The following is a 19,202-nucleotide window of genomic DNA, read 5'->3' on the forward strand; positions in this document are numbered from 1 at the left end:
TGAACCCGTCATGGATGCGTTGGCGGAGGTGCGGCGGCTGATTGTCGGCGCGGTCGGTCGTGAGCAGTCGATCGACGGGCTGCTGCTGTCGGTGGTCGATGCGCCGACGCCGCCGACCGCCGGCCTGGCCTCGCCGACGTTCGCGTTGGTGGCGCAGGGACGCAAACGGCTCGCGCTCGGGGACCAGGTCTTCGAGTACGGCGCCGGCGACTACCTCGTCGTCTCGGTCGACCTTCCGGTGACCGGGCATTTCGTCGAGGCGTCCAAGGAAGCGCCCTGCCTCGGCGTCGGACTCGAACTGCGTCCGGAACCGATCGCCGCGCTGCTGCTCGACGCGGCCGAGAAGCCCGGCGCCCCGGTCCGTGGCCTGGTCGTGAGCCGCGCCTCGGCCGACCTGGTCGACGCGGTCATCCGCCTGCTCCGGCTCGTCGACTCTCCCGACGACGCCCGCGTCCTTGCGCCGCTCGTCCAGCGCGAGATCCTCTGGCGGCTGTTGCGCAGTCCGCAGGGAGCCGCCGTTCGCGACATCGGTCTCGCCGACAGCAGCCTGTCGCACGTCGCCCGCGTGATCGGCTGGATCCGCGACCACTACACCGAACCCTTCCGCGTCGAGGACCTCGCCGAGATGGCCGGCCTCAGTACGTCGGCGTTCCACCGGCACTTCCGGACGGTGACCGAGCTGACGCCGATCCAGTTCCAGAAGAAGATCCGCCTGCAGGAAGCGCGGCTGCGGGTGGTGGGGCTCGGCGAGGACGTGACCAGTGCCGGGTACGCAGTCGGGTACGACAGCCCGTCCCAGTTCAGCCGCGAGTACCGTCGCGAGTTCGGTACGCCGCCGAGCCTCGATCGAGCAGGATCAGGCAAGTCCTCGCGAGCATTGATCTAACACATCTCCCGCCCAGGAACGTGTACTGGAGAAGTCCTTGTTCCTGGCTCTGAAGGAGTTGTGCACGATCATGCAGGTAGCAGTCATCACCGGCGGAAGTTCCGGCATCGGTCAGGGCGCGGCGTTCGAGCTCGCGAAGCGCGGCACCGCCGTCGTCCTCACGTACCGGGGCGGTCGTGAGCGGGCCCTGGAGACGGTGCGGCGGATCGAGAAGGACGGCGGTACGGCGACCGCGCTACCGCTGGACGTCGCGCGGACGGACAGCTTCGCGGCGTTCCGCGAGGCGCTCACCGACGTACTGCGGCAATGGGACCGGACGACGTTCGACGTTCTGGTCAGCAACGCCGGGGTCGGCCAGCCGCCGGTGATGTTCGAGGACACCACCGAGGACCTCTTCGACCAGATGGTCGACGTGCATCTCAAAGGCCCGTACTTCCTGACGCAGGCGCTTGTCCCCTTGCTCGAAGACAACGGCGCCGTCGTCTTCACGACCAGTACGTCGGCACTCGAGTCGGCGCGCCCGACGCCCGGCTACTCCGTCTACGCGAGCGTGAAGGGCGCGCAGGTCGTTCTCACCCGGTACCTCGCGAAGGAGCTGAGCGTTCGCGGGATCCGCGTCAACGCGGTCGCGCCGGGCGTCACCCGGACCCGTCTCGGCGACGACGCGTTCGCCCAGTACCCCGAACTGATCCCGCCGATCGCCGAACGCACCGCCCTCGGCCGGATCGGTGAGGCCGACGACCTCGGCAGGGTGATCGCGTTCCTCGGCTCGCCCGACGCCGCCTGGATCACCGCGCAGACCGTCGAGGCCTCGGGCGGCTACGAGCTCTGATTCTGCAACCGGTTGCGTACGGACCTCGCTCGACAGCTGTCCGGGCGGTTAGGCTGCGCAGCATGTCCCCCAGTGACCCCGCGGCGCCGACGATCACCAACGTCGCGGCGCTCGCGGGCGTCTCGCGGGCCACGGTCTCCCGGGCGTTCGGCAATCCCGGCGTGCTGCGTCCGGACACGGTCGCGCGGGTCCGCGCCATCGCGGCCGACCTTGGATACGTACCCAATCCGACGGCGCAGGCGCTCTCGACCGGGCGGCACGGACTGCTGGCGATGATCGTTCCGGACATCGCGAACCCGTTCTTCCCGCCGATGATCGGCGCCGCACAGGGCCGTGCGGAGACCGCCGGGCTCGCGCTGCTGCTCGGCAACACCGACGAGGACCCGGCGCGCGAACACACGATGGTCGGCCGGCTGACGCTGCAGGCCGACGGCTTCGTGCTCGCCGCGAGCCGGATGAGCCAGCGGCAGATCCGCGACCTGGCCGCCCGCCGTCCGGTCGTGCTCGTGAACCGCGACGTCGCCGGCATCTCCCGTGTTCTCGTCGACAGCGCGGACGGCGTCCGCGCGGCGGTCGAGCATCTTGCCGAACTGGGGCACACCCGGATCGCCTACCTGGCCGGGCCGTCACGATCGTGGGCGAACGGGCAGCGCAAGAAGGCGGTCAAGCGCGCCGCCGAACGGATCGGCGTCGAGGCCGTGATGCTGCCCGGCCAGGTGTCGAGCTACGAAGCCGGCATGAAGGCGGCGCCGACGCTGCTGGAGAGCCAGGTCACCGCTGCGGTCGCGTTCGACGACGTCCTCGCGCACGGCGTCATGGCCGGCCTTGCACAGCGAGGCGTCTCGGTGCCGGGCGACATCAGCCTGGTCGGCTGCGACGACGTACTCCAGGCGCAGGTCTACCCGCCCCTGACCACCGTCTCGGCCCACGCAGCCGACGCAGGAGCCGCCGCGGTCGATCTCCTGGTCCAGCGCCTCGAGAACCCGGACAGCCCCGACCGCCGGGTCCTCTTGGACACCTCCCTCATCATCCGCGCGACTACTGCGCCGGCTCCTTAAGCTGCAACCGGTTGCAGGCTACGGCCAGGTGTCACCCCAGGTTGTGATGCGGGCGGCGCGATAGCCGGCGTTCGACTTGGGTACCACGACGCGCTCCGCTGCGCCCGTGGACGTGCAGAGGTCCAGTACGACCCGGTTCTTCGGACGGACCGGACGCGCGATCACCCGGGCCTGCGGCGGGCGGATGGGGCGGCTGGTTGCGACGACGTACGCGAACTTCTCGTCCTCGAAGTTGCGCGTGCCGTCCTTCAGAAGCCGATGCAGCTCGGTACGCGGCAGGCGGGTCGCGAAGTGGCACCAGTCGACCGGACACGGACCCGCATGCGGACACGGCGCCGCGATCCGGAAGCCGTGCTCGATCAGCAACTCACGGACCGCGAGGATCCGATGGTGCCCGCGCGGGGTGCCAGGCTCGACGACCACGACCGTCTGCGCGCACCGTACAGCGGTGTGGATCAGCGCGGCCCGGGCCTCGACGGTCAGCTCGCTCAGCACGTAGCCGATCGTCACAAGATCCACCGGCCCGGGCGGGCTCCAGTGCCTGAGGTCGGCCGTCGTCCACCGCCAGCGGTTGCCCGCAGCAAGCTGTTGCCCAAGACCAACCGCGGCCGCCCGCCGTTCGACGATCTCGACAGCGCCGAGGCCCGGCCAGCGAGCCAAGGCCGCCCAGGCGGCCGCGCCGGTCCCACCTCCGAGATCCAGGTGGGTCGTGACGGCCCCGTCAACATGACGGTCGACCGCCGCAGTTCGTGGTGCGGTACGCCGCGCAGCGCCCGCGTGAGGACAGCATGAAGTTGGGTGTCCACGGAGGACATGGGAAATCTCCGGTTTGAGGATTGCTGTCAGCGGACAGCGGTCGAGGAGGGAATGGCGCGGAACCGGAGAACCTTCCTGGCCATCACACACCTCCTCGAGTCACCTCGACGGTAGCAGAAGTCAGCGTCCCTCCGCCGTGCATAAACAGACCTTGTTGCCCTGCGGGTCCGCGAGCACGATGAACGCCGGCGCCTCCTCGTCGTACACGACCTTGCCGCCGGCGGCGATCGCGGCCTCGATCCGGGACGGGACCACCTCGGACGGCAGCCACAGGTCGAGGTGGAAGCGCTGGCGCGGCGTCTCGTGCGGTGTCGTGCCCTGGAACCACAGATTCGCCACCCGCCGGGTCGGGTCGAGGATGTCGTTCCCCTTGAACGAGTCCGTGCTGCCGGTCAGCACCGCCGCCCAGAACGGCCCGATCGCGGCCAGGTCCCACGTGTCCAGCCCGACCTCGAGCTGCGCCACCGCCAACGGGTCGGCCGTCAGCCCGTACTCCATCGCGATCCCACTGATCCGCTCCGCCAGCGCCGCATCCCGGCTCGCCACGTCGACGAACGTCGCACCGAGCCGCAACTCCGGTACGACATCCGCATCCGAGCATGCCTCCCCCACCGCTTGGACGAACCGCGCCCCCTCGGCCAGCGACTTCGTCCCGAACCGCGCATGCAACGCCTGCGCCAGCTTCCGCCAGTCCCGCAACTCGATCTCGGACACCCTGTCCACCTCCTGCCCAGACCCTAGATCCAGCTACCGACAGTTCGTGATAGACCTGTCGCCGGATCAGGGGTGTCGACCGAACGGAGCGGTATGTATCGCAGGCTCGTACTCAAGCTCTCGGGTCAGGCGATCGCCGGCCCGAACGAGTTCGGATTCGACAGCGGGCGGCTCACGCACCTCGCGAACGAGGTGATCTCGCTGCGGGCGACCGGTGTCCAGGTCGCGGTCGTGGTCGGCGGCGGGAACGTGTTCCGCGGGAACCGGGCCGACGACTGGGGGATCGACCGGGTCGAGGCCGACAACATCGGCATGCTCGGCACCGTGATCAACGCGGCGCTGCTCCGCGGCCGGCTGGCCGCACTCGGCGCGCACGGGGTCCGGCTGATGACGGCGGTCCCGATCGACAACCTCGCCGAGCCGTACATCCGGCTGCGGGCGCTCCGGCACCTGGAGAAGGGCTCGATCGTGCTGCTTGCCTGCGGCAACGGTCAGCCGTTCACCACCACCGACTACCCGTCGGTGCAGCGCGCGATCGAACTCGAGGCGGACGCGTTGCTGGTCGCGAAGAACGGCACCGACGGCGTGTACGACGCGGACCCGAACCGGCACCCGGACGCCCGGCGCTTCGACCACCTGAACTACCAGGAGGTGATCGACCGGGGTCTCGGCGTGATGGACCAGACCGCGTTCATCCTCGCCCGCGACCACCACCTGCCACTGCACGTCTTCGACATCGACCGCCCGCACGCCGCGACCACGATCGCGACCGGCACCGCGGTGGGCACCCTGATCAACTGACCTGTAGCTCCGAGCTAAATGGTTTGTCCGACCCCGAGAGAAGTTGGTGTACTCGACCGGTACGCAGCAGTGACCGAACAGGTGATCGAGAAGGAGTCCGTCATGCGACCTCGCTTCATGTCTGGCATGGAAACGGACCACACCTGTTCGAAGGACATGAAGCTGCGTGGAAGTACTCAATCTTGGGATCCTGGCGCATGTTGACGCCGGAAAGACCAGCCTGACCGAGCGGCTGCTGTACGCCGCCGGTGTCATCGACGAGGTCGGCAGTGTCGACGACGGCAACACCCAGACCGACTCGCTCGCGCTCGAACGGCAGCGCGGGATCACGATCAAGACCGCGGTCGCCGCGTTCACCCTCGGCGACCTGTTCGTCAACCTGATCGACACTCCCGGCCACCCGGACTTCATCGCCGAGGTGGAGCGGGCGCTGAGCGTGCTCGACGGCGCGGTCCTGGTGATCTCCGCGGTGGAGGGCGTCCAGGCGCAGACGCGGGTGCTGATGCGCACCTTGCAACGCCTGCGCATCCCGACCCTGATCTTCGTGAACAAGCTCGACCGGCCGGGTGCACAGTACGACGGCGTGCTCCGGCAGATCGCCGCCAGGCTCACGCCGGCGATCGTCGCGATGGGCGAAGTCACGGGTCTCGGTACGCCGGAGGCGGCGTTCAAGCCGATCGTGCAGGACGACGTACTGCTCGACCTACTCACCGAGCACGACGACGAGCTCCTCCAGCGGTACGTCGACGGTGCACCGCTCGTACTGCCCGAGGTGCTTGCCGCGCAGACCCGGCAGGCGATCGTGCACCCGGTGTACTTCGGCTCGGCGATCACCGGCGCCGGCACGGACGCCTTGGCCGACGGCATCCGCGACCTGCTCCCCCGTGCCGGTACGACGGACGGCCCCTTCAACGGCAGCGTGTTCAAGGTCGAACGCGGACCGGCCGGCGAGAAGATCGCCTACGTCCGGATGTTCTCCGGTACGGCTGCGGTCCGGGACCGTGTGCGGTACGGCGACACCGACGGGAAGATCACCGCGCTCGAGGTGTACGGCGAGGGCGACGTACTGCACGCCGGCCGGATCGGGAGGCTCTGGGGCCTGGCGGACATCAAGATCGGCGACACCATCACCGAGCCCGGGCAGGCGATCGCTCCACACCGGCTGAAGGCAAGGTTCGCGCCGCCGACGCTCGAAACCGTCGTCGCGCCGCGCAGGCTCTCCGACCGGGGCAATCTCCGCGTCGCGTTGACGCAGCTGGCCGAGCAGGATCCGCTCATCAACCTGCGGCAGGACGACCTCCGCCAGGAGACGTACGTGTCGCTGTACGGCGAAGTGCAGAAGGAGGTCATCGAAACGACGCTGGCCACCGAGTACGGGATCGACGTCGACTTCCGCGAGACCACCACGATCTGTGTCGAGCGGATCGTCGGCTCCGGTGCGGCGGTCGAGTTCAACAAGAAGGACGCGAACCCGTTCCTGGCCACGGTCGGCTTGCGCGTCGAGCCGGCACCGGTGGACGCCGGCGTCACGTTCGAGCTCGCGGTCGAGCTCGGCTCGATGCCATACGCGTTCATCAAGGCCGTCGAGGAGACCGTCCGCGAGACCCTGAACCAGGGCCTGCACGGCTGGCAGATCCCTGATGCGCGGGTCGTGATGACCCACTCGGGGTACTCGGCCCGCCAGAGCCACGCGCACGCTGTGTTCGACAAGAGCATGTCGAGCACGGCCGGGGACTTCAGGCTCCTCACTCCGCTGGTCCTGATCACGGCCCTCCAGCAGGCAGGTACGACCGTGCACGAGCCGATGCACCGGTTCCAGCTGGAGATCCCGACCGACACCACCCGTACGGTCCTCGCGGCCTTGTCCCGACTCCGGGCGATCCCGCAGGTGCCGGCGCTGGCCGCGGAAACCTCAACCCTGGAAGGAGAAATCCCCGCGGCGGCCGTGTACGAGCTGGAGCAGCAGCTGCCCGCCCTCACCCGCGGCGAAGGCGTACTGGAGTCGGCATTCGAGCGGTACCAACCGGTGACCGGCCAGGTCCCCGACCGGCCGCGGACCGACCACGATCCGCGCAATCGCCGGGAGTACCTGCTGCACGTGCAGCGGCGCGTCTAGCCGGCAGTTCGGCCGTGCACCACGTTGGCGCCGAGGTCGTCGTCGGTGACGATCTCGGCGCTCAGCCCGGCCGCGACCATCACGTCCCGGGCGAGCGCGGCCTGGCGGTCGCTCATCTCGACGTACAGATGACCGCCGGGCCGCAGCCACTCCCCTGCGCCGGCGACCACGCGGCGCAGGGTGGCGAGTCCGTCGGGCCCGCCGTCCAGCGTCACGCGCGGTTCGTACAGACGCGCCTCCGGCGGCAGCAGGCGGATCTCGTCGGTCGGTACGTACGGGACGTTCGACAGCAGTACGTCGACGGCGCCGCGCAGTCGTACCGGCAGGGCGTCGAACAGATCGCCCTCGTACACGGTCCCGCCGAACGGCTCCAGGTTCCGCCGCGCACACCGCACAGCGACGGGCTCGATGTCTGCGGCACAGACCGAGACGGACTGTTGCGCCGCAACCGCAGCGCCGAGTGCGCCGGAGCCGCAGCCCAGATCGACGACCACCGCTCCGTCGCGAACCACCCGCAGCGCCTGCGCGACCAGGAACTCGGTCCGGCGCCGTGGGATGAACACCCCCGGCTCCACCGCGATCCGCAACCCGCAGAACGACGCCCAGCCGACCACGTACTCCAACGGCGCCCCGCCGGCCCGCTGCTCGACCATGACCTCGACCTCGGCCGCATCGCGCGCGCTCTCGACGATCAACGCTGCCTCGTCCTCGGCGAACACGCACCCGGACGCCCGCAGGCGCTGCACAATCGGCCCGAGCGGAACAGCAGAAGCAGCCACGAGCGAGAGAGCCTACCTGAGCGCGTTCACCCCGGTGAGCTCAGCCGACACAGTCCACAGCCGCGCTGCCGACGCCGGATCCACCGCGTACGGCCGAACCCCCGGCGCGTCGTCGGTCGACACCTCAGCGACCTCGCAGTCCTCGCAGAACACCCCGCCAAGCCCGTCGAGCTGCGGAGACGTTGCCGCCCACACCTGCGTCGCCGCACCCTGCTCCGGCGACTTGAACCCAGGGTTCAGCGGATTCCCGTCCTCGTCGATCCACCCGAACGCCACCATCTCCTCGCGCGGCAGATGCCGCTGCAACGGCGTCAGGATGCCGCCCGGATGCAGCGCGAACGCCCGCACCCCGGAATCCTTGCCGAGGGCATCGAGCTGGACGGCGAACAGTACGTTCGCGGTCTTCGCCTGCCCGTACGCCTCCCACTTGTCGTACCCGCGCCGGAACTCCAGGTCGTCCCAGCGGATGTCCGAGCGCCGGTGACCGGTCGACGACACCGACACGACCCGGCCGCCGCCGTCCGCCGCGATCGCCGGCCACAACCGGTTCACGAGCGCGAAATGACCAAGGTGGTTGGTCGCGAACTGCGCCTCCCAGCCGGGCCCGACCCGCGTCTCCGGCGCGGCCATGATCGCGGCGTTGTCGATCACGATGTCCACCGATCGCCCCGAGGCCAGGAACCGGTCCGCGAACGCCTGCACGCTGTCCAGCGACCCGAGATCCAGTTCGTCGATCTCGGCCAGGTCGCCGAGTGCCTCCCGCGCCGCGTCCGGACGCCGGGCCGGTACGACGACCTGCGCACCCGCGCCGGTCAGCGCCTTCGTGGTCTCCAGACCGAGACCGGAGTAGCCACCGGTGACGATCGCCAGGTCAAGTCCCGAGCTGCGGATCCGCGCGCAGCGATTCGGCGAGCCGTTGCAGCGCCGGGTTCGGGTTGTCCGGGCTCCAGCAGGCGTGCAGCGTCACCGAGTGCGCGTCGGCCGCCTCCAGCTCGCGGTACCGGACCCCCTCGACGCCCATCGCCATGATCGAGCGCGGAATCAGTGCACACCCCAGCCCCGCGCGTACCAGCGCGAGCATGGTCGGCACCTGCGAGGCGAGCTGGCTGACCGCGTACCGGTCCATGCCGATCATCGCCGCACAGATGTCGTGCAGGTACTGCGAACCTTCCGGGCTGTAGCCGATGTAGTCGTCTGTCACGTCCCCCAGCGAGACCGGCGCCCCGAGCCTCCCGCCCGGTGCGAGCGGATGGCTGGCGGGTACGGCGAGCACCAGGTCCTCGGAGTGCACCAGCAGCGACTCGAACTGCGCCGGGATCGGCGGGCGCACCAGGCCGAGGTCGATCTCCAGGTTCGCCAAAGCCTCGAACTGCGCCGGACTGACCAGCTCGGTCAACTCGGCGGTCACCCCCGGCGTCCGTTTCCCGACCATGGTCAGGAAGTCGGCGAGTACGGCGTACGCGCCGATCGCGGTGAACGCCAGCCGCAACGTCCCGGTCGTCCCGTCCGCTGCGCGCCGGGTCGCCTCGGGCGCCACTTCGAGCAGGGCGAGGACACGTCGGGCGTGCTCGAGGAACACTCCGCCGGCCGCCGTCAGCCGGACCCCGCGGCCGGTGCGGTCGAACAGTCGTACGTCCAGCGTCCGCTCCAGGCCCTGGATCTGACGGGTCAGCGGCGGCTGGGTCAGGTTCAGGCGCTGGGCCGCGCGGCCGTAATGCAGTTCCTCGGCGACGGCGACGAATCCACGCAGTTGCTGCAGCGACAGGTCCACGCCGCCCATGCAAGCACGGTATCGGTCCATACGTAAATGGGCTTGGACCCGCATAACGGAAAGCGCCTACCGTCGAGGCACCACCCAGCGAAGGAGCCTCCCGGTGCCGAATGCAGTGCCGAATCTTGTGCCCAGACTTGCCGCCCTGATCTCCCCCGAACGTGCCGCCGACGTGATCGACGCCGCCACCCGTCAGCTGCTCGAGGAACGGTTCGAGATCAGCTGGGCAACCGCCGAACACACCACCGGCACCGGATCCCTCGCGAAGCCGCCCGCGCTCGACCCGGCCGCCGTACCCGAGCTGGCCGCCGGCGCGGACATACTGCTGACCAGCTGGGGTACGCCGCGGCTGGGCAAGGAGCTGTGGGCGGAGGGCAACGGCCCCAAAGTCGTGGCGCATGCGGCCGGCACGGTCAAGAACCTGATCGACCCGGCGATCCTCGACCAGGGCGTCGGTGTCTTCTCGGCCGGCCCGCGGATCGCGTGGTCGGTCGGTGAGTACTGCCTCGGCGCGATGCTGACCCTGGCCCGCCGACTGCCCCGCTTCGACGGCGCGATCCGCGCCGGCGGCTGGAAGCAGACCGAGTACCGCGGCCACGAACTGGCCGGCGCGAAGGTCGGCATCATCGGCGCGAGCAGCACCGCCCGCGCACTGATCACGATGCTCAAACCGTTCGGCTGCGACATCGCGGTCTACGACCCGTACCTGAAGGACGACCGCGCCCAGGAACTCGGCGTCCGGACGACGTCGCTGGAGGACGCCGCGAGCGCACCGTTCCTGACCGTCCACGTCCCGAACGTTCCGGAGACCAAGGGCCTGATCACCCGTGCGCTGATCGAGAACCTGCCGGACGGCGCGGTCGTGGTGAACTCGTCCCGCGGTCCGGCGATCGACCAGGGCGCGTTGCTCCACCACGCGCTCGACGGCCGGATCTACGCCGCCCTGGACGTCTACGACCCGGAGCCGCCGACGTTCGAGGCGAACGTCCTCGCCTCGCCCAATCTGCTGCTCACGCCACACGTCGCAGGCGACACCGCCGAGGGCCACCTCGCGCTCGCCGGCTACGTGCTGAAGGACGCGCTGCAGTGGCTCGCGGACGGTACGCGCGGACCGAGCTTCGTAGACCCAGCAGTCTGGTCGATCGCAGCATGAGCCGGATCGCGCAGGTCGAGGTCTTTCCGGTCGCGGTGCCGTTCGCCCGCAGATTCGTCCTGGGCAGCGGTGCCGTCGGTGCCCCCGACGCCGCACCCGACCAGGCCGGCGCCGTCGTGTTCGTGAAGCTCACGACCGAGGACGGCGTCGTCGGGTGGGGTGAGCAGCGGGCCCTGCCGAGCTGGAGCTACGAGACCGCCGAGACGATGGCGGTCGTCATCCGCCGCCACCTCGCGCCGATCCTGCTCGAGCTGACGCCGTTCGACGTCGAGCTGTTCCACCAGCGCGCCGCCAAGCGCCTCAGCCCCGCGGTCTCGAACGGCTTCCCGTTCGCCCGCGCGGCCGTCGACGTCGCGATGCACGACGCGGCCGGCAAGCTGGCCGGCGTACCGGTGCACGCGCTGCTCGGCGGCAAGGTGTACGACGAGATCCCGCTCTGCTCGGCGATCGGGGTCGGGGACCAGGACGCGGTCCGCGACCACGCGATCCAGTCGTCGGACTATGCCGCGTACAAGGTCAAGATCGGTGGCGACCTGGACGCCGACACGGCCGCGATCGAGACCGTCGCGGAAGTTGCCGACGGCAAGCCTCTCTGGCTGGACGCGAACCAGTCGTACCGTCCGGCCGCCCTCAAGCAGTTGCTCGACCGGACCCGGCACATCCGCACGATCCACTGTGTCGAGCAACCGGTGCCGAGCACCGACACGCTCGCGATGCAGCGCTTGCGTGGGCTGATCGACCTGCCGATCGCGATCGACGAGGGCAGTTTCTCCGCGCCGGACCTGGCCCGCGCGATCCGGCTGGACGCCGCGGACCTGGTCGTGATCAAGGTCTGCAAGTCCGGCGGGCTGCGCAACGCCCTGAAGACCGCGCAGACCGCGCTCGCCGGCGGGGTGGAGCTGCTCGCCAGCGGGCTCACCGACTGCGGCGTCGCGTTCGCCGCCGCGCTGCACCTGTTCAGTCAGCTCGAGCTCGCCCTCCCCGCCGAGCTCAACGGGCCGGAGCTGCTGACCGATCTGTACGTCGAGGGGCTGAGCATCACCAAGGCCGTCGCAACGGTCCCCACCGCCCCTGGACTGGGCGTCGAGGTCGACGAGGAGCGGATCCGCGCCGAGTCGATCGACCTGCTCTACCGGTGAGGAGAACCATGAGGAGCAACCTGTCCCGCCGCAGGTTCCTGCAGCTGAGCGGCCTGGCCGGGATCGGCGCGGTCGCGGCCGGATGTTCGTCCGGACCGTCGGCCGGTACGGCCACCTGGGCCATGTGGTCCAGCAGCGCCGCCGAGAAGAAGGTGTGGGACGACTTCGGTACGTACGTCGAGAAACAGCTCGGCGTACCCTCGGTCGCCACGCTGACACCGTCGAGCGGCTACCCGACCAAGCTCGACCTGCAGCTCGTCAGCGGTACGGCGAGCCTGGTCACCGCGCTGAACGGCACGCTGATCCCGACCTACGCCGCCCGCGGCGCGCACCGGCCGCTCGACGACCTGATCGCCGCCGACCCCGACTTCCAGCTGGACGACTTCTACGAGACCAGCCGGAAGATCTCGAGCTTCAACAACAAGACGTACGCGATCGGCTTCGATGTCGCGCCGACCGTCATGTACTACAACAAGGACCTGCTGAACAAGCAGGGCATCCCGCTCCCGTCCCGTACCGAACCGATGTCCTGGGCAACGTTCCGCGACCTGGCCAAGCAGCTGACGAAGCCCGGCGAGCAGTACGGCTTCACGTGCGCGCCGTCGATCGACGACCTGGTGTCGTGGATCTACTGCGCCGGCGGCAACGTGATGAGCACGGACGCGAGTCGCAGCGCGCTCGGCGATCCGGAGGCGATGGAGGCGCTGCAGTACGTCATCGACCTGTTCGTGAAGGACCGGGTGACGCCGCCGATCAAGAACCTGGTCACCGAGAGCTCGCTGTCCAACTTCCTGCAGGGCAACGTCGCGTTCATGCAGAACGGGCCGTGGCAGGTGGTGAACGCCCGGAAGGCGAAGTTCGACTGGGACATCATCCCGTTCCCGGCCGGGGCCAAGGGCAGCACACCGCGCGTCTCGGGCTCCAGCTTCGCGATTCCATCGGGGGTACGCGAGGGCGCGCAACTCGACCTCGCGTGGAAGCTGCTCAAGACGCTGACGAGCACCGGCGCGCTCGACATCTACGCGAAGGCCGGCCGCAACAACCCGGCCCGGCTCAGCGCCGGCAGTGCGTTCCAGCCGCCGCCGGACAATCTCGGCATCGTCCAGGAGATCCTCGCCGGGAAGCTTGCCGGCGGGCACGCGTTCGACGTCACCACGAACTGGAACCAGGTCAAGCAGTTGCTCGGTCAGGATCTGCCGCGGACGTTCCTCGGCCAGGTCACGGTCGCGGATGCGATCAGCGGTCTGACGCCGCGTCTCGACGTACTGATGCGTCAGCATCTCGACACCTCCCGCCAAGCCGCCGCCAGGAAGGGGTGATCACGATGGCCATCTCAACCGCAGACACCGCTCCGGTCAGTGCAGCCCGGGTCGTGCCCAAGCAGGCACCTCCTCCGCGCTGGCGCAGCCGGGAGGCGCTCACCGCGTGGCTGTTCATCCTGCCCAGCCTGATCGGGTTCCTGATCTTCACCGCCGGACCGGTCGTCGCCGCGGGCGTGATCTCGCTGCTGAACTGGAACCTGTTCAGCGCACCGACCTGGGCCGGTCTGCACAACTTCGCCCGCCTCGGACCGGACCCGACGTTCTGGGCGGCGCTCGGCAACACGGCGTACTTCACCCTGGTCAGCGTCCCGCTCACAATCCTGGTCAGCCTCACGCTCGCCCTGCTGCTCAATCAGGGACTGAAGCGGATCGCGGTCTTCCGCAGCCTGCTGCTGTTGCCGTACGCAACGATCACGGTCGCGGTGGCATTCGTCTGGATCTGGCTCTACATCCCGCACGACGGCCTGGTGAACGCCGTGCTCGGATGGTTCGGCATCGGCGGGCCGTCCTGGCTGATCTCGGACAACTGGGCGATGCCGGCGCTGATCCTGATGAGCGTCTGGAGGAGCTTCGGGTTCGGCATGGTGGTGTTCCTCGCCGGGCTGCAGGCGATTCCGCAACAGCTCTACGAGGCCGGGCGGGTGGACGGTACGTCACCGTGGAACAGCTTCCGGCACATCACACTGCCGATGCTCTCCCCCGCGCTGTTCTTCGTGATCGTCACGTCGGTGATCGGCTCGTTCCAGGTCTTCGACCAGGCGCTGATCATGACGAACGGTGGTCCAGGCACCCGCACCACCACGCTGGTCATGTACATCTACCGGACCGGCTTCGAGAACTACGACCAGGGGTACGCGGCGGCGCAGTCGCTCGTCCTGTTCGCGTTCATCGTCCTGATCACCACCACGCAGTTCCTGTTCCAGCGGAGGCTGGTCCACTATGACAACTGAGATCAGGCGCAAACTCGTCGTCTTCGCGTGCTTCGTGGTCACCGGCGTCACGCTGATCCCGGTCGTCATGATGGTGCTCGTCGCGTTCCAGTCCGATGCCGAGTCGATGGCCGCGAAGCCGACGTTCTGGCCGAGCAGTTGGCATCCCGAGAACCTGACCCGAGCGTTCGACCTGGTCCCGCTCGGCAAGTACCTGCTGAACACCATCTACTTCGCCGCCGGGACCACAATTCTCGAGACCGTCACCGCCGCGCTCGCCGCGTACGCGTTCGCGCGGCTGAACTTCCCCGGCCGCAGCTGGCTGTTCGGGATCTACCTCGCGACGCTGATGATCCCGTCGCAGGTGACGCTGATCCCGCAGTTCGTACTGGTCGCGAAGCTGCACGGGATCGACACCTGGCCGGGCATGATCCTGCCGCACGCCTTCACCGCACTCGGGGTGTTCCTGCTCCGGCAGTTCTTCCTCGGCATCCCGCGCGACTACGAGGAGGCCGCGCGGCTCGACGGGGCGAACCGCTGGCAGGCGTTCGTACGGGTGATCATCCCGCTCGCCGTTCCCGCGATCGCGACGCTGGCCGTGTTCAAGTTCATCGGGCAGTGGAACAACCTGCTGTGGCCGCTGGTGATCTCGAACACCGACGCGACCCGCACCGCGTCGGTCGGGCTGCAGGTGTTCCAGGACACCAACGGCACGCAGTGGAACCTGCTGCTGATGGCGGCGACCGTCACCACGATCCCGTTGATCGTGCTGTTCTTCCTCACGCAACGCTGGTTCGTCCGAGGAATCACCATGAGTGGGCTGGGAGGCCGTTGATGTCCTGTCTGTGGTCCGTCTTCACCAAGCCCTGGGCGGCGCTGCCCGGTGCCGAGCTCGGCCGGCTGATCGCCGGGATCGGGTTCGGCGGCGCCGAGGTGCCGGTGCGCGACACGGCGTACGTGACGCCGTCGAACGCCGAGGCCGAGCTGCCGAAGTTCACCGCCCAGTTACGGGCCGAGGGCATCGAACCGATCAGCGTCGCGAGCGACCTGTCCGAACCGGTGTTCGCCGCGTGCGCCGAGGCCGGCGTACCGATGATCAGGATCATGGCCGACCTCGGTCCCGACGGGTACGCCGCGTCCGTACGGCACAACCGCGAGCTGCTCGAACAGGCTGCCGTACTGACGCAGCGGTACGACGTCCAGGTCGGGGTGCAGCCGCATCACGGGCGGTACGTGTCGTCGACGCTCGGCGTACTGCAGCTGCTGGACGGGCTTCCCGAGCAGTTCAAGCTGGTCTGGGACGCGGCGCACGACGCGCTCGCGGGCGATCAACCCGCGGTGACGCTGCCGCTCGGCGCCGATCGGCTCGGGATCGTGAACCTCAAGAACGTGCACTACGTCCGCGGCGACGCCGGGTGGAAGACGAACTTCGTCGAGGCCGAGGACGGGTTGTCCGACTGGCCCGCTGTGTTCGCGGCGCTGCAGCAGCTCGGCTACGACGGTCCGATCTGCCTGACCGCGCAGTACTCCGATGCGGGCGTACCGGTCGAGGAACGGCTGGCAAGAGATCTGCGGTTCGCTGTCACATCGGCCGCGCAGCATCCGTCAAGGGGGTGAGTTCAACACCCTGACACTGATGGAGAAGCCAATCATGCAAGCACGGATGACCAACCCCGCGATGATCCTGCCGGACGCCACCAAGGGCATCCAGAACATCTACAAGGCGATCGGGCAGTCCGGCGCCGACGGCAAGACTCTCGAGCTCGTGCACCTGCGGGCCAGCCAGATCAACGGCTGCTCGCCGTGCGTGTTCGGCGGCATCAAGTCGGCGCTGAAGAACGGCGAGACCGACGAGCGGCTGCACCAGGTCGCGGCCTGGCGCGACTCGGACCTGTTCACCGCTGCCGAACGGGCCGCGCTGGAGATGACCGAGGCCGCGACCCGGCTCGCGGACAACCCGAACGCGGTCAGCGACGAGATGTGGGCGGCGGCGAGCGAGCACTTCGACGAGAAGCAGCTGTCCGCCGTGATCTTGATGATCGCGCTGACCAACCTGTTCAACCGCCTCAACACGACGGTGCGCCAGCCGGCCGGCGCTACCTGGTAGTCGCTACCGTGAACCAATGAAATACATGCTGCTGATCTACGGGAACGAAGAGACCTGGGAAACGCTGCACGAGCAGGGTATCGACGGGGTGCTCGATCAGCACCGCGTCCTCAGCGACGAGCTGAAGGCGAGCGGTGAGCTCGTGGACGGAGTCGGCCTGACCACCGTGAACGCCCGCGTGGTCAGGCTGCACGACGGCGTCGCGGCGGTCACCGACGGACCGTTCACCGAGGCCAAGGAAGTACTGGCCGGGTACTACGTCGTCGACTGTGCGGGCCTGGACCGCGCGACGGAGATCGCCGCGCGGCTGCCCGAGGCGCCGTACTCGCCGATCGAGATCCGCGAGTTCACCGATCCGATGCAGAGTTAGTGCCTGTCCAGGGACTTGCCGGCCTCAGCTGGGCGTTGGACACCTGAGACCGGCGAGTCACTGACTCAGACCATCGACGTCCGGTCGCCGGCCGCGAGGATGACCCCACCTGAAGCGGGTTGGTCACCCATGCCCCGGCCACCTTGGACGTAGACAGTGGTCCCGGGCGCCGGTGATTCCGCACCGGACCCGAGTCGGAGCGTGGTCGTCATACCGTTGCTCAACCTCAGCACGGCCACGCGTCGCGGTCGCACCGACGGAATCGACGAGGTCACCTCGTGGATGCCGGTACACACCGCCGGTTGGATCGAAGCCCGGCCGAGCCCCGCGTTGCCGTGACTCCTCACACCACGGCACTGCTCGGCGAGCCTACTCATCGCTGACACACTTCCCCCTTCTTTTCCTCATGTACTGCCCCCGAGTGATGGGCGGACACGGCCGCGCCGGCACCTCATGACGGCACAGCCGATCAGGCAACCCTCGCTGAGAGTGATCATGATTTCAAGGGATCGTGACCGGAATCCCGCGTTCCGGAACGACTGTCCAGGAACGGTTTTCTCAGGAAACCCGGGAAACCTACTGACCACCGAAGCCGGTGGTAGCAATGCCCTTGATGATCTGGCGCTGGAAGAACAGGAAGACCACGACCAGGGGCAACGCGGCGAGGATGGCGGAGGCCATGTTCTGCGCGTACTGCAGGCCGTAGGCGCTCTTCACCGTCTGCAGGCCGACGGGCAGCGTCATCAGGTGCGCGTCGGTGGTCACGATGAACGGCCACAGGAAGTTGTTCCAGGCGCCGATGAACACGAAGATCGCCACCGCCGCCAGGATCGGCCGCGACAACGGCAGCACGATCGACCAGAACACCCGCAACCGGCTCGCGCCGTCCACCCGGGCGGCCTCCTCCAGCTCCATCGGGATCTGATCGAAGAAACGCTTGAGAATCAGCACCATCGCGGGCGCGAACGCCTGCGGCAGGATGATGCCCCAGTAGGTGTCGACCAGGTTGAAGGCCAGCATCTGCCGGAACAGCGGCACGATCAGCAACTGCGGCGGGATGATGATCGCCGCGATGATCGCCGCGTACAACAGTCGTTTGCCCTTGAAGTTGACCCGCGAGAACGCGTAGCCGGCCAGCGCCGACGTCGCCACCGTGATCAGCGTGATGGCGACCGACGTGATCAGGCTGTTCCACGCCCAGGCAGGGATGTCACCTGCGGACAGCACCTTGCGGTACGCCTCGAAGCTGAACCCGTCCGGCGGGTTGATCGTGATCTGCGAGGCCCCCGCGTCCGCCTCGCTCTTCAGTGACGTGACGACCGCCCACGCGAAGGGCACCAGCCAGGAAACGGCCAGGACCGCAAGTACGAGCAGCGCGCCGATCCGCGCGATGCTCCACGGGTTCTCGCCCGGCTTGTGCGTCTGCTTGATCCGGCGGCCCTGGATCCCTCGGCTCAACGTGTACGTGCTCATGCGGCGCTCCTGCGGTTGATCAGCTTGTACTGCGCCAGCGACACCAGGACGATGAGCGCGAAGAACAGGTACGAGATGGCCGACGAGTAGCCGAACCGGTAGCCGGTGAAGCCGGACTCGTAGATGTACTGCACGATCGACCGGGTCTTCCCGGCCGGGCCGCCGTTGGTGAGCATGTAGATCTGGTCGAAGACCTTCAGCGAGGCGAGCACCTGCAGCGTCAGGAGCAGTGCGGTGGTCGGGGCCAGTTGCGGGATCACGATCGAGAACAGCTGCCGCCACTTGCCGGCGCCGTCGATCGCGGCCGCCTCGAACTGCTGCTCGGGGATGTTCTGCAATGCCGCCAGGTAGAGCAGGAAGTTGAACCCGATCGTCCACCACAGCGTGGTGATCACGACCGAGATCATCGCGACCTTCGGGTCCTGCAGCCACGCCACCGGAGCGGCTCCGAACTTCGCCAGTACGCCGTTGATCAGCCCGAGCGTCGGGTTGTACATCCAGGACCAGAACATCACGACGACGGTCGACGCGAGCAGGTACGGCAGGAAGAACGACAGTCGCCACAACCAGCGGCCGGGCAGGCCGAGGTTGACCAGTAGCGCCAGCGCGAGCGACAGAACCACGAGCGGGATCGTGCTCAGCACGGTGAACCACAGGGTGTTCCCGAGCGACTTCCACATGTCCGGGTCGGTCAGAGCCTCGCCGTAGTTGGCGAAGCCGACCAGGCCGCTGCCGGCACCGGTCAGCGTCTCGCCGGTGAAGCTGAGGTACAGCCCGTAGATCGCGGGCACGACGAGAAACAGCACGAACAGGACGGCGAACGGCGCCGCGAAGGCCCAGCCGGTGAGTGTCTCGCCGCGCTTGGCCCGGGCCTTGCCCTGAGCCGTCGCTTCCGCCGTTGCCGCGGGCGGAGTGTCAATTGCAGTCGACATCTGG

The 19,202-nt window shown here is 68.5% G+C and carries 20 protein-coding genes; 13 read left to right on the forward strand and 7 right to left on the reverse strand.

From position 1 onward, the window contains the following. The first annotated feature begins 10 nt into the window (after positions 1–10). From ACGFI6_RS24050 to ACGFI6_RS24060, 3 genes are all read left to right on the forward strand, one after another. The gene (locus ACGFI6_RS24050; protein ID WP_393122071.1) at positions 11–886 is read left to right on the forward strand and encodes an AraC family transcriptional regulator N-terminal domain-containing protein; all 876 of its coding nucleotides are present in this window, start codon (positions 11–13) and stop codon (positions 884–886) included. Between the two features lie 70 nt (positions 887–956). After that, on the forward strand, positions 957–1,718 hold the full coding sequence (locus ACGFI6_RS24055) for an SDR family NAD(P)-dependent oxidoreductase (RefSeq protein WP_393122073.1): 762 nt from the start codon (positions 957–959) through the stop codon (positions 1,716–1,718). 62 nt (positions 1,719–1,780) lie between these two features. Further along, complete coding sequence (locus tag ACGFI6_RS24060; RefSeq protein ID WP_393122075.1) at positions 1,781–2,776, forward strand: LacI family DNA-binding transcriptional regulator; 996 nt, start codon at positions 1,781–1,783, stop codon at positions 2,774–2,776. An 18-nt stretch (positions 2,777–2,794) separates the two neighbouring features. On the opposite strand, the gene ACGFI6_RS24065 is transcribed toward ACGFI6_RS24060, so the two are convergent. Continuing rightward, positions 2,795–3,682 (reverse strand): small ribosomal subunit Rsm22 family protein, encoded by an 888-nt coding sequence (locus tag ACGFI6_RS24065; protein ID WP_393122077.1) that lies wholly within the window; start codon positions 3,680–3,682, stop codon positions 2,795–2,797. 30 nt (positions 3,683–3,712) lie between these two features. After that, complete coding sequence (locus ACGFI6_RS24070; protein ID WP_393122079.1) at positions 3,713–4,306, reverse strand: VOC family protein; 594 nt, start codon at positions 4,304–4,306, stop codon at positions 3,713–3,715. A gap of 93 nt (positions 4,307–4,399) precedes the next feature. Here ACGFI6_RS24070 and pyrH point away from each other — a divergent pair, with 93 nt between their 5' ends. Together pyrH and ACGFI6_RS24080 are read left to right on the forward strand one after the other, a co-directional pair. Then, positions 4,400–5,107 carry a UMP kinase gene (pyrH, locus tag ACGFI6_RS24075; RefSeq protein WP_393122081.1) on the forward strand — a complete coding sequence of 236 codons (708 nt, stop codon included), beginning with the start codon at positions 4,400–4,402 and terminating at the stop codon, positions 5,105–5,107. Between the two features lie 166 nt (positions 5,108–5,273). Continuing rightward, positions 5,274–7,223, forward strand: a complete 1,950-nt coding sequence (locus ACGFI6_RS24080; RefSeq protein WP_393122083.1) for a GTP-binding protein — start codon at positions 5,274–5,276, stop codon at positions 7,221–7,223. Here ACGFI6_RS24080 and ACGFI6_RS24085 read toward each other — a convergent pair. Genes ACGFI6_RS24085 through ACGFI6_RS24095 form a run of 3 tightly spaced genes read right to left on the reverse strand, consistent with a single transcriptional unit; the run spans position 7,220 to position 9,782 of the window. Beyond that, positions 7,220–8,002 (reverse strand): putative protein N(5)-glutamine methyltransferase, encoded by a 783-nt coding sequence (locus ACGFI6_RS24085; RefSeq protein ID WP_393122085.1) that lies wholly within the window; start codon positions 8,000–8,002, stop codon positions 7,220–7,222. The genes ACGFI6_RS24080 and ACGFI6_RS24085 overlap by 4 nt on opposite strands. Before the next feature lie 12 nt (positions 8,003–8,014). Further along, positions 8,015–8,893 (reverse strand): SDR family NAD(P)-dependent oxidoreductase, encoded by an 879-nt coding sequence (locus tag ACGFI6_RS24090; protein WP_393122536.1) that lies wholly within the window; start codon positions 8,891–8,893, stop codon positions 8,015–8,017. After that, a complete protein-coding gene (locus ACGFI6_RS24095; RefSeq protein ID WP_393122087.1) occupies positions 8,874–9,782 on the reverse strand; it encodes a LysR family transcriptional regulator in 909 nt (302 codons plus the stop codon). The genes ACGFI6_RS24090 and ACGFI6_RS24095 overlap by 20 nt, the downstream gene beginning before the upstream one ends. Before the next feature lie 94 nt (positions 9,783–9,876). On the opposite strand from ACGFI6_RS24095, the gene ACGFI6_RS24100 reads away from it, so the two are divergent. The 8 genes from ACGFI6_RS24100 to ACGFI6_RS24135 are packed head-to-tail and all read left to right on the forward strand — an operon-like array spanning position 9,877 to position 16,793. After that, on the forward strand, positions 9,877–10,926 hold the full coding sequence (locus tag ACGFI6_RS24100; protein ID WP_393122089.1) for a hydroxyacid dehydrogenase: 1,050 nt from the start codon (positions 9,877–9,879) through the stop codon (positions 10,924–10,926). Continuing rightward, on the forward strand, positions 10,923–12,065 hold the full coding sequence (locus tag ACGFI6_RS24105) for a mandelate racemase/muconate lactonizing enzyme family protein (protein ID WP_393122091.1): 1,143 nt from the start codon (positions 10,923–10,925) through the stop codon (positions 12,063–12,065). Before ACGFI6_RS24100 ends, ACGFI6_RS24105 begins: the two co-directional genes overlap by 4 nt. Positions 12,066–12,073: 8 nt before the next feature. Then, on the forward strand, positions 12,074–13,384 hold the full coding sequence (locus ACGFI6_RS24110; protein ID WP_393122093.1) for an ABC transporter substrate-binding protein: 1,311 nt from the start codon (positions 12,074–12,076) through the stop codon (positions 13,382–13,384). Positions 13,385–13,389: 5 nt separating this feature from the next. Then, positions 13,390–14,337, forward strand: a complete 948-nt coding sequence (locus ACGFI6_RS24115) for a carbohydrate ABC transporter permease (protein ID WP_393122095.1) — start codon at positions 13,390–13,392, stop codon at positions 14,335–14,337. Continuing rightward, complete coding sequence (locus ACGFI6_RS24120) at positions 14,327–15,151, forward strand: carbohydrate ABC transporter permease (RefSeq protein ID WP_393122097.1); 825 nt, start codon at positions 14,327–14,329, stop codon at positions 15,149–15,151. The genes ACGFI6_RS24115 and ACGFI6_RS24120 overlap by 11 nt, the downstream gene beginning before the upstream one ends. Next, positions 15,151–15,933, forward strand: a complete 783-nt coding sequence (locus tag ACGFI6_RS24125) for a sugar phosphate isomerase/epimerase family protein (RefSeq protein WP_393122099.1) — start codon at positions 15,151–15,153, stop codon at positions 15,931–15,933. Before ACGFI6_RS24120 ends, ACGFI6_RS24125 begins: the two co-directional genes overlap by 1 nt. Positions 15,934–15,952: 19 nt before the next feature. After that, entirely contained in the window at positions 15,953–16,423 is a 471-nt protein-coding gene (locus ACGFI6_RS24130) for a carboxymuconolactone decarboxylase family protein (protein WP_393122101.1), read from the forward strand. 16 nt (positions 16,424–16,439) lie between these two features. Next, the gene (locus ACGFI6_RS24135; protein ID WP_393122103.1) at positions 16,440–16,793 is read left to right on the forward strand and encodes a YciI family protein; all 354 of its coding nucleotides are present in this window, start codon (positions 16,440–16,442) and stop codon (positions 16,791–16,793) included. A gap of 576 nt (positions 16,794–17,369) precedes the next feature. On the opposite strand, the gene ACGFI6_RS24140 is transcribed toward ACGFI6_RS24135, so the two are convergent. Then, positions 17,370–18,266: a carbohydrate ABC transporter permease gene (locus ACGFI6_RS24140; protein ID WP_393122105.1), complete on the reverse strand. Its 897-nt coding sequence runs from the start codon at positions 18,264–18,266 to the stop codon at positions 17,370–17,372. Further along, positions 18,263–19,198 carry a carbohydrate ABC transporter permease gene (locus tag ACGFI6_RS24145; RefSeq protein WP_393122107.1) on the reverse strand — a complete coding sequence of 312 codons (936 nt, stop codon included), beginning with the start codon at positions 19,196–19,198 and terminating at the stop codon, positions 18,263–18,265. The genes ACGFI6_RS24140 and ACGFI6_RS24145 overlap by 4 nt, the downstream gene beginning before the upstream one ends. Positions 19,199–19,202: the final 4 nt, after the last annotated feature.

The sequence above is a fragment of the Kribbella sp. NPDC048928 genome (genome assembly GCF_043197975.1).
GTDB lineage: Bacteria > Actinomycetota > Actinomycetes > Propionibacteriales > Kribbellaceae > Kribbella.